This is a genomic window from Pigmentiphaga sp. NML080357 (assembly GCF_002188465.1).
In the GTDB taxonomy this organism is placed as follows: Bacteria; Pseudomonadota; Gammaproteobacteria; order Burkholderiales; family Burkholderiaceae_B; genus Pigmentiphaga.
This window is the reverse complement of the sequence record NZ_NINW01000030.1, coordinates 1-17,426: the sequence shown is the minus strand read 5'-3', so window position 1 is coordinate 17,426 and position 17,426 is coordinate 1. Positions and strand designations below refer to the sequence as shown.

General features: G+C 66.0%; 17 protein-coding genes. 4 read left to right on the top strand and 13 right to left on the bottom strand.

The genetic code is table 11. The annotated features are described in order from the left end of the window. Position 1: 1 nt before the first annotated feature. From CDO44_RS13110 to CDO44_RS13050, 13 genes are all read right to left on the bottom strand, one after another. Entirely contained in the window at positions 2-967 is a 966-nt protein-coding gene (locus CDO44_RS13110; RefSeq protein ID WP_087780667.1) for a tripartite tricarboxylate transporter substrate binding protein, read from the bottom strand. Between the two features lie 44 nt (positions 968-1,011). Further along, entirely contained in the window at positions 1,012-2,211 is a 1,200-nt protein-coding gene (locus CDO44_RS13105; protein ID WP_087780666.1) for a CaiB/BaiF CoA-transferase family protein, read from the bottom strand. Further along, positions 2,208-2,939, bottom strand: a complete 732-nt coding sequence (locus CDO44_RS13100) for an enoyl-CoA hydratase/isomerase family protein (RefSeq protein WP_087780665.1) — start codon at positions 2,937-2,939, stop codon at positions 2,208-2,210. The genes CDO44_RS13105 and CDO44_RS13100 overlap by 4 nt, the downstream gene beginning before the upstream one ends. A gap of 187 nt (positions 2,940-3,126) precedes the next feature. Next, entirely contained in the window at positions 3,127-3,633 is a 507-nt protein-coding gene (locus CDO44_RS13095; protein ID WP_087780664.1) for a MarR family winged helix-turn-helix transcriptional regulator, read from the bottom strand. 35 nt (positions 3,634-3,668) lie between these two features. Continuing rightward, positions 3,669-4,130 carry a PaaI family thioesterase gene (locus CDO44_RS13090; protein WP_087780663.1) on the bottom strand — a complete coding sequence of 154 codons (462 nt, stop codon included), beginning with the start codon at positions 4,128-4,130 and terminating at the stop codon, positions 3,669-3,671. Continuing rightward, entirely contained in the window at positions 4,123-5,070 is a 948-nt protein-coding gene (locus CDO44_RS13085) for a hydroxymethylglutaryl-CoA lyase (protein WP_087780662.1), read from the bottom strand. The genes CDO44_RS13090 and CDO44_RS13085 overlap by 8 nt, the downstream gene beginning before the upstream one ends. Further along, positions 5,067-6,716, bottom strand: a complete 1,650-nt coding sequence (locus CDO44_RS13080; protein ID WP_087780661.1) for an AMP-binding protein — start codon at positions 6,714-6,716, stop codon at positions 5,067-5,069. Before CDO44_RS13080 ends, CDO44_RS13085 begins: the two co-directional genes overlap by 4 nt. Next, entirely contained in the window at positions 6,709-7,476 is a 768-nt protein-coding gene (locus CDO44_RS13075; protein ID WP_087780660.1) for an enoyl-CoA hydratase/isomerase family protein, read from the bottom strand. Before CDO44_RS13075 ends, CDO44_RS13080 begins: the two co-directional genes overlap by 8 nt. Positions 7,477-7,582: 106 nt before the next feature. Next, a complete protein-coding gene (locus CDO44_RS13070; RefSeq protein ID WP_087780659.1) occupies positions 7,583-8,254 on the bottom strand; it encodes an ABC transporter ATP-binding protein in 672 nt (223 codons plus the stop codon). Beyond that, positions 8,251-9,006 carry an ABC transporter ATP-binding protein gene (locus CDO44_RS13065; protein ID WP_087780658.1) on the bottom strand — a complete coding sequence of 252 codons (756 nt, stop codon included), beginning with the start codon at positions 9,004-9,006 and terminating at the stop codon, positions 8,251-8,253. The genes CDO44_RS13070 and CDO44_RS13065 overlap by 4 nt, the downstream gene beginning before the upstream one ends. Further along, positions 9,003-10,919 carry an ABC transporter permease gene (locus tag CDO44_RS13060; protein ID WP_087780657.1) on the bottom strand — a complete coding sequence of 639 codons (1,917 nt, stop codon included), beginning with the start codon at positions 10,917-10,919 and terminating at the stop codon, positions 9,003-9,005. Before CDO44_RS13060 ends, CDO44_RS13065 begins: the two co-directional genes overlap by 4 nt. Before the next feature lie 3 nt (positions 10,920-10,922). Beyond that, positions 10,923-12,134: an ABC transporter substrate-binding protein gene (locus tag CDO44_RS13055; RefSeq protein WP_087780656.1), complete on the bottom strand. Its 1,212-nt coding sequence runs from the start codon at positions 12,132-12,134 to the stop codon at positions 10,923-10,925. 164 nt (positions 12,135-12,298) lie between these two features. Further along, positions 12,299-13,270: a hypothetical protein gene (locus CDO44_RS13050; RefSeq protein ID WP_087780655.1), complete on the bottom strand. Its 972-nt coding sequence runs from the start codon at positions 13,268-13,270 to the stop codon at positions 12,299-12,301. Between the two features lie 648 nt (positions 13,271-13,918). Here CDO44_RS13050 and CDO44_RS13045 point away from each other — a divergent pair. From CDO44_RS13045 to CDO44_RS13030, 4 genes are read left to right on the top strand one after another with little or no spacing between them, the layout of a single operon-like run. Beyond that, a complete protein-coding gene (locus CDO44_RS13045; RefSeq protein ID WP_158213280.1) occupies positions 13,919-14,791 on the top strand; it encodes an ABC transporter substrate-binding protein in 873 nt (290 codons plus the stop codon). Between the two features lie 49 nt (positions 14,792-14,840). Continuing rightward, positions 14,841-15,227: a transposase gene (locus CDO44_RS13040; RefSeq protein ID WP_087780731.1), complete on the top strand. Its 387-nt coding sequence runs from the start codon at positions 14,841-14,843 to the stop codon at positions 15,225-15,227. After that, positions 15,227-15,577, top strand: coding sequence for an IS66 family insertion sequence element accessory protein TnpB (tnpB, locus tag CDO44_RS13035; RefSeq protein ID WP_087780653.1), 351 nt, complete (start codon positions 15,227-15,229; stop codon positions 15,575-15,577). Before CDO44_RS13040 ends, tnpB begins: the two co-directional genes overlap by 1 nt. A gap of 31 nt (positions 15,578-15,608) precedes the next feature. Next, on the top strand, positions 15,609-17,162 hold the full coding sequence (locus CDO44_RS13030; RefSeq protein WP_087780652.1) for an IS66 family transposase: 1,554 nt from the start codon (positions 15,609-15,611) through the stop codon (positions 17,160-17,162). Positions 17,163-17,426: the final 264 nt, after the last annotated feature.

Sequence of the window (17,426 nt, the reverse complement as noted above, 5' to 3'; positions counted from 1 at the left end):
GTCATTCGAGCTTGAGGTTGGCCGATTTGATGAGGTCCTTGGTGCGCGTGGCATCGTCCATGACGAAGCGCGTGGTCTCTTCGGGCGTGAGCGTCGCCAGTTCCGTGCCCTGCGCTTCCATCAGCTTGCGGTACTCCGGCTTCTTCGTCACCGCGTTGAGCGCGGCATTGAGTTTGTCGACCACCGCGGCGGGCGTACCCTTGGGCGCCGCCACCGTGTACCACGATGCCGACTCGGCGCCTCCCAGGCCGGCCTCGGCAAAGGTCGGCACGTCGGGCAACAGTGGCGAGCGGGTCTTCGACGCATAGGCCAGCGCGCGCAGCTTGCCGGCCTTGACGTACGGCAGCTCGCCGGAGAGATTCATCACGCCCACCTGCAAGCGGCCAGCCACCAGGTCGGTAATGGCCGGCGCCGCGCCGCCGTACGGGATATGCGCCATGTCTATCTTGGCCTGCTGCTTGATCAGTTCCCCGCCCAGGTGAGGCGAAGTACCGGTGCCGGAGGAGCCGTAGTTCAGCTTGCCGGGCTGGCTCTTGGCGAGCTCGATCAGCTCTTTCGCGGTATTGGCCTTGACGGAGGGGTGGACCACCAGCAGGTTGGGCTGGTTGGCGGCCAGGGCGATGAAGGCGAAGTCCTTGATGCCGTCGTACGGAGTGGGCTGGATCAGCGGCGTCACGATGTGGGCCGCCGCGGTGCCGAACAGCAGGGTGTAGCCGTCCGGCTCCGCCCGCGCCACGTAGGCTGCGCCGATCGTGGCGCCGCCGCCGGCCTTGTTCTCCACCACCACCTGCTGGCCCAGTTCCGTGCCCAGCTCCTTGGCGAGGCTGCGGGCCACCAGGTCGGCGGGTCCGCCGGCGGCGTACGGGTTGACCAGCACGATGGGCTTGCTGGGATAGGCTTGTGCCTGCGCACCCGAGGCAGCCAGCGCGAACGCCGCCGCCAACAACGATTGCTTGAACTGCGTCATGGTCGTCTCCTGATATTCGCCACGGTCCGGACGCCTGTCGCCGGCTAGATGGCTTTCCTTTCGCGCAACGCCTGGATCTCTTCGGGACCCATGCCCAGCCTGCCCGCCAGCACCTCGTCGGTATGCTCGCCCAGCAGCGGCGGACGTCCCAGGCTGGGATCGTCGAAGCCTTCGAACTTGAACGGCACCGGCAGCGCCTTGAACCCGCCGATGTGGGGATGCTCGAACTCGCGCACCATGCCGCGCGCCAGCACGTGCTCGTTGGTGAGGACCTCGTCCACGCTCAGGATGGGGCCGGCCGGCACCTTGGCCTCGTCGCACAGCCGGCAGAACTCGTCCCGGTCGAAACGCGCGATCGCCGCCGACAGGCCGGCCATCACCTCTTCGCGCCGGTTGACCCGGTCGATATTGCGGGCCAGCGCCGGATCGTCCGCCCAGTCGCGCAGGCCGAGCAGGTCGCACAGCGGCTTCCAATGCTGGTCGCTGCCCGTGACCTGCACCCACTTGTCGTCGCGGCAGCGGAACGCCGCGGAGGGAACCCGGCCCGGATGTTCGGTGCCCAGGCGCGGCGGCACCTCGCCCAGGGCGAAGAACCGCGCCGCCGCCAGCGACAACAAGCCCACCTGTCCGTCGAGCATCGAGAAATCCACGTGGCAGCCCTTGCCGGTGGCCTGCCGTCCCATCAAGGCCGAGAGGATGGCGATCGCCACCCACAGCCCCGACGTCAGGTCGGCCACGGGCAGCCCGGGCTTGACCGGCCCGCCGCCACGCTCGCCGGTCAGGCTCATGATGCCGCCCATGGCCTGGAACACGGTGTCGTAGCCCTTGCGCGGCGCATAAGGTCCGGTCAGGCCGAACCCCGTGCAGGAGACGTAGACCAGCGCCGGGTTCTCCTGCGACAGCCGGGCGTAATCCAGCCCGTAGCGCTGCAGCGTACCCACCGGAAAGTTCTCCAGCACCACGTCGGCCTGGGCGCTCAGCCTGCGGATGAGATCCTGGCCCTCGGCGCTGCGCAGGTTGACCGTGATGGACTGCTTGCTGCGGTTGAATGCCATGTAGTAGGCGGACTCGGTGCCGCCCTCGCCTTCCACCTTGGGCTCGAAGCTGCGCGTTTCGTCACCGCTTCCCGGCTGCTCGACCTTGATGACCGTCGCGCCCAGCTCGGCGAGGATCATGGTCGCGAAAGGACACGCCAGGACCCGGGACAGGTCCAGGATAGTGACGTTTTCCAGCGGACGCGTCATTTGGCCGCCTTGCGGAAACCGCGCATGATGACGTTGACGTCGCGCCCGGCGCCCAGCCCTTCTTCCAGCGTGAGCTCCGCCACCCGGTGGAACAGCCGCTTGGTCGTGCCCATCGCGATTGGGCTCCAGCCCGCGAGCTTGCCGGCCATTTCCAGCGCGACGTCCAGCACCTGTGCATCGGGAGCGACCCGGTTGGCCAGTCCGAGCGTCAGCGCCCGGGCGCCGTCGATGGGCTCGCCCATGGACAGCAGCTCGAACGCGTGCTTGCGCCCGAGCTGGCGCACCAGGTTGGACATCACCACGGCGGCGACGATGCCGTGCTTGAGTTCGGGATAGCCGAAGCGCACGTTCTCGGCCATGACGGCGAGGTCGCAGGCGATGGCCAGGCCGGCGCCGCCGCCCAGGGCATTGCCTCGCACCGCCGCGACGACCGGCTTGGACATCCGCGAAAAGACCAGGTGCAGACTCGTAGTGAGATCGGCGCGCGCACTCACCGCCAGGGGATCCTCCGGCACCAGCGCGCTGAATTCCGAGGTATCGGCGCCGGCGCAGAACGACTTGCCCGCGCCCGTCAGCACCACGGCGTTGACGCCGGGCTCGGCGTCGGCTTGCCGGAGAGCATCCAGCAGCGCCTGGGTCAGGGCCGTATTCAGGGCGTTGTGCTTTTCCGGCCGGTTCATCGTGAGGACACGGACGGCGCCGCGGTCTTCTATCAGGAGTTCGCTCATGCTTGGTGCTCGCGGGTTTCCAATATAGTTGATTTTATATACTATTTAATTGACAAATTCAACTATAAGCGGGAATGCGGCGGGCTGGAGTCCCACGGCGCTCCTTGATATCCGAAAGCGCAAGCCCAAAAACAAAGCCCGCATGGAAGCGGGCTTTGCTCTTGCCGGCGACGGGACCGCGGAGGCGCTATTTTTCCTTGCGCGCCGGCGCCTTTCCGTCCTTGGCGGACTTGACCCTGACCTCTTCCAGCAAGCCGATGGCATGGTCGGTCAGCTTGTCGAGCGCGCGTTCGAGTACCTCGCGTTCCTCGTCCGTCAGCACGGACAACATTTTCTCGTTGCGGTCGACGGCCTTGGGAAACACCTTGCGGTACAGCGCCCGCCCCTGCGGCGTCAGGTCGAGCCGCACGCCGCGGCCGTCGGACTCGTCGGCCCCTCGCTTGACGTATCCGCGTTCAATCAGCTCGGCCACGCTGCGACTGGCCTGGCTCTTGTCGATATTGGCTTCGTGCGCCAGCGCATTCAGCGACAGCGGCGCAAACGCGCCCAGCAACCCGATGATGCGCCAGTCACGCGAGCCCAGCTCGTACTGGCTTTCGTTCACTCGCGCCGCGATGCGGCTGGAGACGAAGGCCAGGCGATTCAAGCGGTAGGAAAACAATTCCTTCAGGTTCGCGGGAACGGGTCGTGTCATACTTTTTCTCGCTAGGATGATGGCAGCAATGTACCTCAGACGACGCCCGCCGGCTTGGGCCGCCTCAGCTTGAAGCTGCTCATGGCCGTAGCCACCAGCGCACCGGACTCGTCGCGCACCTCGCACTGGCAGAACGCGATCGATGCCCCGGCATGCTTGACCTCCGCCCGGGCCGTCAAATCCCCCCTGCCCGGGGCGGTGAAATGGATGTTCAGGTCCACGGTGCCGGACGTTTCCATGCCGGCGTCGATGGTGCGTGTGGCAATGGCCATGCTCGAATCGACCAGGGTCGCGATGGCGCCCCCATGGATGACGCCCCGCCGATTGGCCAGCCGGCTCGTGGCGGGCATGCTCAGCACAGATCGCCCATGCTCGGCCTCGCGCACGACTATGCCCAGCCAGGCGGCGAACGGCGCGATGGCCGAGCCGGCCAACGGACCGACCGCTATGGTGGCCGGCGGCGGTTCCAGCTCCATCCGCTTGTCCAGGTCATCCATGCTTGGCTTCCCGGCGCGCAGCCAGCAAGGGACTCAGGCCGCTCTGCGCCACCCGGCTGTGCAGGGTGCGGCCCAGCGCCTGTTCGCATTGTGCCGCCGTCTCCAGCAGACCCTCCAGGTCGATGCCTGTCGACACCCCCATGGACTCGAACAGGTTCACCAGGTCCTCGGTCGAGACGTTGCCGGTATGCCCTCCACCGTACTTCACCTTGGCCGGATGCCCGCCGACGCCGCCGAACGCACAGTCGAAATAGCGGCACCCCGCCTCCAGGGCCGCCACGTAGTTGACCAGGCCAGTCCCTCGCGTGTCGTGGAAGTGCGCCACGGTGGTCACCTCCGGCAGCTCGGCGTGCACCGCCGCCATCAACTGCCTGACCGTGGGCGGCGACGCCATGCCCGTGGTGTCTCCCAGCGCCACGTGCATCACGCCCAGCCGCGCAAACCGCCGCACGTCTTCGAGCACGCTCGCGGCGGACACTTCGCCTTCGAACGGGCAGCCCCACGCCACCGACACGGTGCCGATCATCCGGAACCGCCCCTGCGACGCCGCCACCATGTCGGCAACGTTCTGCCATTGGTCGTCACGGCTGCGCCGCAGGTTCTTCATCGAATGCGATTCGCTGGCCGACACCAGCAGGCTGATCTCGTTCGCGCCGAAGCCCGCCTCGAGGTCGGCCAGCGCCCGTTCGACCGCCCGCACGTTGGCGCAGGTCGCCTTGTACCAGACGCCGTCGCGCCGGGGCAGCGTGCGCAACAGATCGCTGGCGTCGGCGAACTGGGGCACCACCTTGGGATTCGAATAAGAGGTCGCCTCCACGCGCCTGAAACCGATACGCGCAAAGCGGTCGATCAACGCCGCCTTGGTCGCGGTCGGGATGAAGGTTTCCTCGTGCTGCAGGCCATCGCGCGCAAAGCACTCGCACAGGATCACGTCGGTCATGCCTTTCCCCCGCCTGCGGCATGGACGTTCCCCAAGCCGAACAGCTCGATGGCATGCGCCTTGAGCTTGTTCTTCTGCACCTTGGAACTGCCCGTCATGCCGATGTTGTCGAACGAATCGACGATCTCGAGATAACGCGGAACCTTGAAGTTCGCGCAGCGCGCCTTGCACCAGTCGATCAGCTCCTGCGGTTCGGCCCGGCGGCCTTCCTTCAGCAGCACGAAGGCCGCCGTCACTTCGCCCAGACGCGCATCGGGAACGCCCACGACCTGCGCCATCTGCACCGCCGGATGGGCATGGAGGGTTTCCTCGACCTCGGCGGGAGCCACGTTCTCGCCTCCCACCCGGTACATGTCCTTGAGCCGGCCCACCATGCGCAGCCGGCCCTCGGGCGACATTTCGCCCAGGTCTCCGGTGCGCAGCCAGCCCTCCGGCGTCAGCGCCTTGGCCGTCGCCTCCGGCATCTTGTAGTAGCCGCGCATGACGTGCCAGCCACGAACCTGGATCTCGCCCTGCGCTCCGGGCGGCAACACCTCGCCGGTGTCCTGGTCGACGATGCGGACTTCGGTGCCGGGATGCGGCAACCCCCAGCCGTGCGCCCGTAGCTCGAACGGATCGTCCCACGAGGACATGATCACGTTGGGCGAAGCCTCGGACTGCCCATAGGCATTGCAGACGTTGTCCACGCCCATGACGTCGCGGATCTGCTGCATGACCTCCGGTCCGGCGGCGGCCCATCCTCCCCGCAGGTGCAGTTTCTTGGGATCGAAATCGGGATGGCCCATCATCATCAGGAAGATGGTGTCGTTGCCCGAGGTCAGCGTGCATTTCTCCTGGTCCAGCACGCGCAACGTCTCGGCCACGTCGAATTTCGGCAGGGTCAGCAGGCAGCAGCCGAAGACCAGGCTGACCAGGACGGACAGCGTCGTACCGGACACGTGGAAGAACGGCCGGATGCTGAAATAGCGGTCGTCGTGGCGAACGCCGATGCGCTGTCCCGCGGCCCAGGCATTGGTGAGCATGTTGGCGTGCGTGAGCATCACGCCCTTGGGGAAAGACGTCGTTCCCGATGTGAACTGCATCAACAGCACGTCGTCGGGCGTCACCTCGGCCGCCAGGGCCTCGATGCGGTCGAGCGCCGCCGCATCCGCGCGGGCCACGAAGTCCGCATAGCGCTCGGCTCCCGCCGGGCACGGCCCGTTGCCCACCATGACAGCGCGCCGCAGTTCCGGCAGGGCCTGGCCCGGCAGCGCCGCATGGAACGCCGGCTCGACCGCGGTCAGCAGCTCGACGAAATCGATGCCCAGGAACTTGTCGGCGAAGACCAGCAGTTTCACGTCGGCCTGCTTCAGGCAGAACTGCAGCTCGTCCGTCTTGAAACGGGTATTGACCGGCACCGTCACGGCGCCCAGCGCGGCGCAGGCGAAGAACATCTGCAGCCAGGTGGCGCCGTTGCCCAGCATGATGCCGACATGGTCGCCCTTGCGTACGCCGCTGGCGTGGAGCGCCGCGGCCATGCGCCGGCTGCCCTCGAGCACTTGGGCCCACGTCAGCCGGTCGGCCTGGCAGACGAAGGCCTCGCGCGCGCCATGTTCGGCCGCGGTCCGCTCCAGGGTGCGATACAGCGTGGTGGGTCGGTCAAGCATCTTTCCTGCCTCCCGCTCCGAAACCGGCAATCGCCCGCTTCCAATCGCTGTGGCGCAGATTCTCCTCGATGGCGAGCAGCTCCACGGCCATCGCGCCTTCGCGGGTGGTCTCCACGCCCTGGTCCACGCAGCGCTTGGTGAGCCGCACGGTCAGCGGGGCGGCGGCGGCGATGTGCCGGGCCATGGCGGTGGCGCGCTCTTCCAGCTCGCCCGGCTCGTAGACGTGGTTGACCAGCCCGATGGCCTGCGCTTCGCGCGCATCGACCGTACGCCCGGTGAACAGCAGCTCCTTGGCCATACGCGTGCCCACCATGCGCGGCAGGCGCTGCGTGGCTCCGATGGTGCCCCAGCCGACTTCGGGATAGCGGAACTGGGCCTGGGTGGAGGCGAGGATGAAATCGCTGGCGCCGGCGATCTCGCAACCCGAACCGAAAGCCGGCCCCTGCACCACCGCGATCACGGCCTGCGGCAGGCGCTCGATCGCGGCATAGGCGGTGAACCCCTTGACCCGGCGGGCGGTCAGTTCGGCCGTGGACATGCCTTGCCGTTCCTTCAGGTCCGCGCCGGCACAGAACACCGGCCCTTCCCCGCGGATGAGGACCACGTGCACGCCGTCGTCCGCGGCAAGAGCCTCGGCGGCGGCGATCAGCTCTCCGCACATGGCCGAGTTGAGCGCGTTGCGGCTCTCGGGCCGGTTCAGCGTCAGTGTGGCGACCCGGTCCTCGACCTCGAGCCGGATAGTGGAATATGCACTGCTCATACGAACCCCTGGTGTCTGGTGCCTGGATAGTTGTTTTTATACACTACTTTGTTGACGATAACAACTATATGGACGAGACACCAGCGCGGTCCAAAGGGTGCCTTCTTTATTCGGCGGAGGAGTCCGCGGGCACCGGCGCCAGCATGCCGTCGTCCATGAACAGGCTGCGGTCGGCGAGCGGAGCCGCGAGCGCCTCGTTCTGCTCCGACAGCAGTACGGCCAGGCCCTGGTCCCGCAACGTCCGGATCGCCTCGACGAGGCGCTGGACCACGATGGGCGCCACCCCCTCGGACGGTTCGTCCAGCAGGATCGCGCGAGGCTGCGTCATCAATGCCCTGCCGATGGCCAGCATCTGCTGCTCGCCGCCGCTGAGCGCTCCGCCCGGACGGCGCTCAAGCGCGGCGAGTTCGGGGAACAATCCATACACGCGTTCGGCCGTCCACGCTGGCATGCCCGGCCGCGGCGGCGCCTGGGCCACCTCGAGGTTCTGCCGCGCGGTGAGCTGCGTGAAAATGCGCCTGTCCTCGGGTACCCAGGCCAGGCCGGCCTTCACCCGCCTGTCGGTGCGCCAGCCATTCATGAGCCGGCCATCCAGCAGCACGTCGCCCGAGGTCTGCAACCGTCCCGCCAACGCTCGCATCAGGGTGGTCTTGCCGGCGCCGTTGCGCCCCACCAGCGCAACGATCTCGCCCGCGGCGACGTCGAGATCGACGTCGAACAGCGCCTGCGCCCTGCCATAGAAGGCGCAGAGCCTGCGCGCCTGCAGCAGGGCCGTCATGCGCCCTCCCCGGCTGCCGCCGTCCCGAGATAGGCGGCGCGGACGGCGGGATCGTCGGCGATCTGCTGCGGCGTGCCTCGCGCCACCACGCGGCCGCGCACCAGCACCAGCACGCGGTCGGCAAAGCCGAACACCACATCCATGCTGTGTTCGGTGAACAGCACCGCCAATCCGCGCGCAGCCTCCTGCTTGACCAGCGCCATCAACCCCCGCCGGTCCGCCCGCGTCATCCCGGCGGTGGGTTCGTCCATCAGCAGCACGCGCGGCCGTTGCGCCAAGGCGCTGGCCAGCTCTACCCGCTTGAGCTCCGGGTATGGCAGTTCGCCGCACAGCCGGCCAGCCGCTTCGGCCAGTTCGAATCGCTCCAGCCATGCCTGCACTTCGCCGCGCTCGACACCAGGGCCACGCGGGCCCGCCCGGCGCCACACCGCCGGATCCCGGGCGGCCAGCGCCAGCGCGACGTGCTGCTCCACCGTCAGGGAGACGGCCACCTGGGCGATCTGGAAAGTACGCCCCATGCCCAGTCGTGCACGCGCTGTCACGTCCATGCCGGCGACGTCCCTGCCTTCGAGTGCGATGCGGCCGGCGTCGGGGCGAAGCTGCCCGTTGATGCACTGGAAACACGTGCTCTTGCCCGCCCCGTTCGGTCCGATCAACGCCAGCATCTGCCCGGCATCCAGGTCGAAGCTCACACCGTCCACGGCGAGAACCGCGCCGAACGATTTGGACAAGTCCGACACCGCCAGCCTCATGCTACCTCCGCGCGTGCCCGCCGGCGCCCGAGCCCTGTCAGGCCTCCGGGAGCCAGCATCACCATTGCCAGCATCGCCACGCCGATCGCCGCTCGCCAATACTCGGTCGCGCGAGCCAGGAAGTCCTGCCCCACCGTATAGACCAGCGCCCCCACCCAGGGCCCGGCCAGCGATTGCAGTCCGCCCAGCAAGGTCATGACCAGCGCATCGACCGACCGCGGAATGGCTAGCAGGTCCGGCGCCACCGATCCCTTGGCGAACACGGTCAAGCCGCCCGCCACGCCCGCCAGCGCACCGGCCGCCATGAAAGCGGTCCAGCGCACGGCAAACACGGGCAGGCCCAGGCTTTCCGCGCGCAACGGCGCATCGCGCGTCATCCGCAGCGTCAGTCCGAACGGCGCATGCAACACGTGCCGCAACAACAGACCGCCCGCGCATGCGACGCCCAGGACAAACCAGTAGTACCCCTCGCGCGTGGACAGCCACCCCTGCGGCCAAAAACCGAACAGACCGTTGCTGCCGCCCGTCACGGCGTCCCACTGGAAGGCGACCGACCAGGTGATCTGCGCGAACGCCAGCGTCAGCATGGCGGCATACACGCCGGCGGCCCGCAGCACGACGAAGCCGTATACCGCCGCCCCGGCCCATGCCAGCAACATCCCCGCGGCCACACACAGGAGCGCGCTGGCCAGCCCGCCAGGCCCCGTCGAGGCAAGGCCCGGCAGCGCCTGCGCCACCCACGGAGCCGCCAGGGCCGCGCCATAGGCTCCCAGGCCCAGAAAGGCCGCATGGCCGAACGAATGCATGCCCCCCGGCCCCATCAGGACGTACAGGCTGGCAGCGAACAAGCCCGCGATCAGCACGTCCACCGCAAGCACCAGCAGGTACGGCATGTCCGCGGCGAGCCAGGGCAAGGCGACCAGCACCGCCACGGCCAGCGCTAGCAGCCCGTTGCCGCGGCGCGTGGGCGGCGGCAAGGGATGCATTTCGGTGCGCGCGGCGCGGGCCGGCGCGGCGGGCCTGCCGAACAGTCCCCAGGGCCGGACCGCCAGCACGACCGCCATCAACAGGAACTCGATGACCAGCGTGAGCTTGGGCAGCACCAGTTCCACGCCGGCGACCTCGATGGTTCCCAGCGCCACGCAGGCCGCCTTGACGATGCCGATCATCATGGCCGCCACGAACGCTCCCGTCACGCTGCCCATGCCGCCGACCACCGTGACGACGAAAGCTTCGGCCACCACCTGCAGGTCATAGGTCAGCGCGGCCGGCTCGCGCGGCATCTGGAGCGCGCCGGCAAGTCCCGCCAGCCCGGCGCCGAGCGCGAACACCTGGGTAAAAAGACGACGCTCGTCCACGCCCACGGCCAGCGCCATCTCGCGGTCCTCCGTCGCGGCGCGCAACTGCAGCCCCCAACGAGTCGCCGCCATGATCCACTGGACGAGGCCGAGGACCACCAGCCCGGTTGCCATCAGCAGCAGATCGTAGACAGGCAGGTTCAGCGTGCCGGGCGCCAGCACGCCAGTCAGGCCCGGCGCCTTGGGCCCGAGCCTGTCGTCGGCGCCCCAGATGGCCAACGTGGCATCGCGGATGATCAGGACGAGCGCGAAGGTCGCCACCAGCTGGAACAGTTCGGGGCTGCCATAGAGTCGCCGCAGCAACCCGCGCTCGACCAGCGCTCCCACCACCGCAACGGCCAGCGCGGCGCCCGCGACCGCGGCCCAGAATCCCAGCGCGCCCAGCAGCGGGATCAGCGTCCCCGCCAGGCTTACACCCAGGTAAAGGCCGAGCATGGCGAGCGAGCCATGAGCGAAGTTCACCACCCGGGAAACGCCGAATATGAGCGTCAATCCCAGGGAAAGCAGGAACAGGCTGCTTGCGCTGGCCAGCCCGTTCAGCAGTTGCGCCAGCACCGTTCAGCGCGCCGGACGCAACTTCGCCACTTCGGCGTCCGTAGGCTGGAACTTGGCGCCGTCCGCATAATGGAAGTCCACCATCACGCCGGTGCGCTGGGCGCCGCTGCCTTGCAGCGCGGTGCGGCCGACGAAGGCGCCGAGCGTCGACTGGTTGTCCTGCGCGCGGAACACGATCGGTCCCCACGGTGACGACAGCGGCATATTCCGGAACGCGTCGACGATTTTCTCGGCGTCCGTGCTTTGTGCGCGGCGCAGTGCCTCGGCGGCGGCGTGGATGGTCACGTAGCCCACCACCGAGCCCTGCCGGGGAGGTTCGCCATACTTCTTGCGATAGGCATCCAGAAAGCGCTGGTGTTCGGGCGTCTTGATCGCATACCAGGGGTAGCCGGTGACGATCCAGCCTTCGGGCGCTTCGTCCCGCAAGGGTTCGAGGTATTCGGGCTCGCCGGACAACAGGCTGACCACTTCGCGCCCCTTGAACAAGCCGCGCATGGTGCCCTCGCGCACGAATTTCGTCAGGTCCGTGGCAAACAGCACGTTGAAGATCGCATCGGGCTTGCTCGCCTCCAGCGCCTGCACCACCGGGCCGGCATCGAGCTTGCCCAGCGGCGTGGCCTGCTCGGTCACGAACTCGACATCGGGCTGCGCCGCCTTGAGCAAAGTCTTGAAGGTCTGGACCGCAGATTGCCCGTATTCATAGTTGGGATAGACGATCGCCCATCGCTTCTTGCGCAGCTTGGCGGCCTCCGGCACCAGCATCGACACCTGCATCCAGGTCGACGGCCGCAAGCGGAAGGTATAGCGGTTGCCATTGGCCCAGGTGATCTTGTCGGTCAACGGCTCGCTCGCCAGGAAAGGGATCCTGCGCTGCCTGGCATAGTCGCCCAGGGCCAGGCCCACGTTCGACAGGAATCCGCCCGCAAGCATCGCTACCCGCTCGCGCGAGACGAGCTCCTCCGCAGCCCGCACGGCATCGCCAGGCACCCCGTTGTCGTCCCGGATGATCAGCTCCAGCGGCCGGCCGTTGACGCCGCCGGCGGCATTGACCTCTTCCAGCGCCAGCAACATGGCCTTGCGGTACGGTTCGAGAAACGCGGGCTGCGCCTTGTAGCTATTGATTTCACCGATGCGCAAGGGATCGGCGGCGTGCGCGGGCGCGGCAAGCCACATCGACAGGCCGAGAAAACCGGAGACGAGCGAGGTGCGGAACATGGACGGACTCGAGTAAGGCCCCATGACGGAAACGCCAGGCAAACGGGGCGGCGGAAGCCGGCGTCCCTCCCCCAGGGAGGTGCGGCTATTGTAAGGGGCGGGACGTCGGCGGCGCCTCGAACACGGCGTGGCCGCTCCGCGGGGCCGCGCCGGCCGAAAGCAAATCACGCGGCGGGAGTCAGCCCCAGACGCTGCGCATACTGACGCAGCGCCACGGCCTTGGGTTCGGCAAAAAACACCGGTTCGGGACCGTCCGCCGCAGGCGCGTTGCGTTCGCCGTCCATCGCGAGCAGCGGCAGCGCCAGTTCCTGCCAGCGCCCGACTTCGTCCCTGCCCAGCAATCCGGGATAGACCCTGTCCAACTGCACCAGGTCCAGCAGGTCTTCGACGATCGCGGTCCGATAGCCATCGCTTGCGCCCAGCCGTGCCCGCAGATAACCGGGCTTGAGGGCGGTGCGCAGCACCGACAGGCCGGTCCGCCTCCAGGCTGCCGCTTCGCCGCCATCGAAGAAAGCGCCGGCGAACAGCAGCGCCTTGCCGGCCTTGGTGGGATAGGCGGCGGTCATCGATGCGCCCAGCCGCTGCCGCAGGAAACGCACCTGCACGACCAGATTGCGCCGGCCGACTTCGTTCAGCCCCTGCTTGTCCAGGTCCCACTTGATCCAGTTCACGATGCGCCGCGAGAGGCTGTACGGCCGCCAACCCACGCCTTTGCCGGGCGCGTTGGCCACGATCCAGTTGGTGACCAGTTTCTCGTGCCATTCGAAGCGGCCCTGCGCGTCGTCGGCCACGAGATCGTCGAAAGCATGCAGGTTGTGCAGCCAGTTCTCCCCCCAGGGCCGCCAATGCCAGCCGCGGTTGTCGGAAAGCACCCGCTCGACGCCGAAGAAATGAAACGCCTGCGCTCCCACCATGCTGGGCGTGCGCTGGCAAAAGCTCCATCGAGCCGCCGCATGGCGCAGCACCGGCGTCTCGACGGTATTGAACCAGGCCAGGTATTCGTCCTTTCGACCCAGGCGCCCGCCCAACAAGGTCATGGGCTGGGCATAGCGCAAGCCCCACCAGAACCGATGCAAGCCTTGGGTGCGTGCGCTCCAGAACCCGGAGAACTTGGAAGAATCCGTCAGGTAGGACATAGCGGGACAGCTCAGTGACTACGGTTAGTACCACGTGCCATCGAAGGCACGCCTCGCACAGCCAAACCCCAGCCCGCACACCGTGCAGGCAAACATGCAAGCAGCCCTAAAGTTCCATGAATCGCAGCCGTTAAAGCATGAACAGAAGCGTTATTGCATAACTGCGCCTGCAATTCAAGATGTAAGAAAATACAACACTTTCGCAGCTTTGGCTAAACGCGAAATCCTTAAGAGGAAATGCTTCTCCGGCATTTCGGGACTCGCCTTAAGGTAAGCGCTCGCCTGCCAACAAGGCGGAATTGCAACAATCGGCGTACCCCGGCACTTGCCGCCCTGTTCGCCGCCCCCCCTTCCGCGCACGGTCCAGGGCGCGTCCCTACCCGTTCGCCGCATCGCCATGATGCCTGGCTATCCGGTCGGAAATATGAAAGGCGCAAGGCTTCCACCACGCTTGTCGTTCTCTTTGTTCGGGTTTAGCATTCAAAAACATTTTTTGAATACAAAACCAACGAGGAGACTCCCGCCATGCCAGCCATCCATCCGCCCCCCGCCCTCGAACCTGGCCTCCCACGCCGCGCAGTCCTCCGGGCATGGGCTTGCGTCGTCTTGGCTGCGGCCCTCCCTGCCGCACAGGCGGGCGAAGAGACGATGATGGAGTTCACCTACTCGATCGGCGTCAACACGGTTCCTGGGACAGCGTTGATCGACGCTACCGCCAAGGATCTGGACCTGTGGCGCAAACACGGCCTGAAACCGGTGACGCCTCCCCCGCTCGGTGGCGGGGATCGCCGGGCCTGGAGTCCCGAGGAAGAAAACCATTCCGACGTGCGGCTGTACGGAATGGGGGCCACGATCAACTACATCAGCAAGGGGGTGGAGTTCGTCATCGTGGCGGACCTCGGCACGCGCGCCGAATGGCACATGTGGTCGCTCGCCGGCACGCCCATGGACGCCCAGCAGATGCGGGGCAAGCGTCTGGCCGTCACCCAGTTGTCGGGCACCGATCGGCTCTACGCGAACTTCTTTCTGAAGTCCTTGGGTGTCAGGCAGGACGAGGTGACATTCGTGCCCACGGGCGGCGTTCCGCAGAATTACCGGGCGCTGAGAAACGGAGAAGCCGACATCTGGGTCACCACGGAACACTCCGCCATCCTGATCGACAGGGAGAATCGGTTGCGCAGCGTCGGCAAGATGTCCGACTTCGTCGGGAAGAACTGGGATCCCTACGTAGTCGTGGCAAAGAAGAGCACGGTGTCGAACAATCCGGAGCTTGTCCGGAAAGCGCTAGCGGTCATCCTCCAGGCCGCCGATCATGTCGACAAGGCGCCACGGCAGGAGAACGTCGCACGCCTGATGACCCGCTTCAACGTCGATGAGGCCACGGCCGAAAAACTGCTGGCCACGATCACGTTGAATCCTTCTGGGAAAATCAACCAGGCCACCATAGAAAAAATGAGAGACCACTACGTGGAGACAGGGGTGATCCGTAAGCGCTCAATAACCCACGCCCTATCGAGTTAGCGCAAAATGCTTGATGCTTGCGTCCGCCACGAACTTTGCGGACGCAAGCATGACGATAGAATCCTTAGACCTGTTACCGCTACGGCCTGTGCGAGTACGCAGTAACGGCAGGCGAGACTTTGACCCCGAGGACAAGCGCCGGCTGGTGCAGATGTGTCTGGAGTCCGCGATATCGGTCTCGGGCATGGCGTTGAAGGCTGGCGTCAATGCCAATCAGCTACGCAAGTGGATTGACCGGTACCAACCATCGTCAGCGGGCGCAGATTCGGCATTGACGCCTTTTGTGCCGGTCCAAACGTCTATGCCGAACCAGCCGTCAGTGGCGGCACTCAGTGCCAGGCTGCCCAATGGCGCGGTACTGGAATTATCGTGCGCCGTGGCGGCCGATACTGGCCTGTTCAAGGCCCTGATCGAAACGCTGTGGAATCAGCGCTGATGCTTCGCTTCGATTCGGGGCTGAAGGTCTATTTGCATCGCGAGGCAGTCGATTTTCGGCAATCCATCAACGGCTTGGCGGCCTTGGTCGAGCAGGCGTTGGGGTTGGATCCGTTCTCGGCCGCGATTTATGTGTTTCGCAACCGGCGGGCAGACCGCATCAAACTGTTGCTGTGGGAACGCAACGGATTCTGGCTGCTGTACAAACGCCTGGAGAAAGACCGCTTTGCCTGGCCACGCCGCGAAGCGGTTGCCACACTCAGCGTTGAGCAGTTGCATTGGCTGCTCGATGGCATTGATCTGGAGGCGGTGCGCCGTCATCCCGAACGCGCGTATCATCGAGCCTCGTGAACGCCGTGCTCTGGCGGCGGTCTAATCCCCTATGCCGAAGACTGTCACCATCACTGCCGAGGAGTACGAAGCGCTGCGCGCCAGCCAGGCCGCGCTACGTGTGGTGACGGTCGAGCGGGATCTGTTAAAGGAACAGCTAAAGGCCTTCCAGCGCAAGCTGTTTGCCGCCAAGAGCGAAGCTCGCGGGTCGGAACAAAAGGACCTGTTCTTTAACGAGGCGGAATGTCTGGCGCCGACCGCAGCCATCGCTGCAGCGCAGGAGGATGACATCGGCTCGAGCGTTGCCGTTGCCTGTCACTCCCGAGCCAAGCGCGGACGCAAGCCGCTGGACCCCGCACTGCCACGTATTGAGATCCGCCACGAACTGCCCGAGTCCGAGCGGGTGTGTGCGCACGATGGCCAGCCGCTGGTCGAGATTGGCGTCGAGATCAGCGAGCAGTTGGATATCGTGCCGCAGCAGGTTCGCGTTGTGCAACATCAGCGCGTCAAGTACGCCTGCCCGTGCTGCGATCAGAGCATCAAGACTACACCGGCTGCGGCTCGCATCATCCCGAAGGGATTGTTGACCGAGTCGGCACTGGCGTGGTGCATTACCGCAAAATACCAGGATGGCTTGCCGATTTACCGGGTCGCGGGCTTGCTCAAGCGCTTCGGTGGAGACTTGTCGCGTGCCACGCTGGCTGCCAGCACGGTGCGTGCCGGCCATGCCGTGCAACCGGTGATCAACTTGATGCGTGATCACCTGTTAGAGGCCGACGTGCTGTATGGTGATGAAACGACCGTCCAGGTGCTCAAAGAGCCTGGTCGGGCGGCACAGAGCAAGAGCTTCTTATGGGCGCAGATGAACGGCTCGGACCCACCCGTGCGATTGTTCACCTATAGCCCGACGCGCAACACCGAACAGGCGGCAGCCTTGTACGCCGGTATCCGGCCGCACGCGGTGCTGATGACCGATGGCTACGCGCCATATGACACGATTGCTGATCGCTATGGGCTGGTGCACCTTGGGTGTTGGGCCCACGCCCGGCGGTATCTGATCGAGGCCCAAGAGGCGGTGCCCGCAGCACAACGCGCGACGCATCCGGTTGCAGGATTCGTCGAACGCATTGGCAAGTTGTTCGCCGTCGAAGCGGCGGGCAAAGCGATGACGCCTGGACAGCGGCAGAAACTGCGCCACGAAAAGAGCCGGCCTATCCTCGCTGAACTCGAATCGCTGCTGCTGCAACATCTGCACAGCGTATTGCCCCAAAGCCTGTTCGGCAAGGCGTTGCATTATCTGCACGGGCAATGGCCCAAACTCATTCGCTACGTCGATAACGGCTCCTGGCCGATCTCGAACAATCCGTGCGAAAACGCCATCCGTCCGTTCGTCGTCGGACGCCGCAGTTGGCTATTCTGCGACACGGTGGCAGGGGCCAAGGCATCGGCGAATCTATACTCGCTCGTGGAAACGGCAAAAGCCAATGGGATCGATCCGTACGAGTATCTCCTCGTCCTGTTCAAGGCGCTGCCGCATGCGCGAACCGTTGATGATTACGAGGCGCTGCTGCCCTGGAAGATTGCGTCGGCTACCGCGCCGTGCTGATACGCTGAAAAGACTGATCGAGCGGTGTTGAATGACCGCTTACGGTGATCCCTGCGAGCTCGCCGCCGGCCGATTCGATGTACACCGCGCGATGGGTGGGCAGGCGGGACTGATGCAGCGCTTAGCCGTTTTGGGCTGACCCATAAAGTAAAACCCCCGCCGGGATGCCCGAGCGGGGGTTTTGGGGTAGTTAGCCTGACGATGACCTACTTTCACAGACGTCCGTCCACTATCATCGGCGCAAAGGCGTTTCACGGTCCTGTT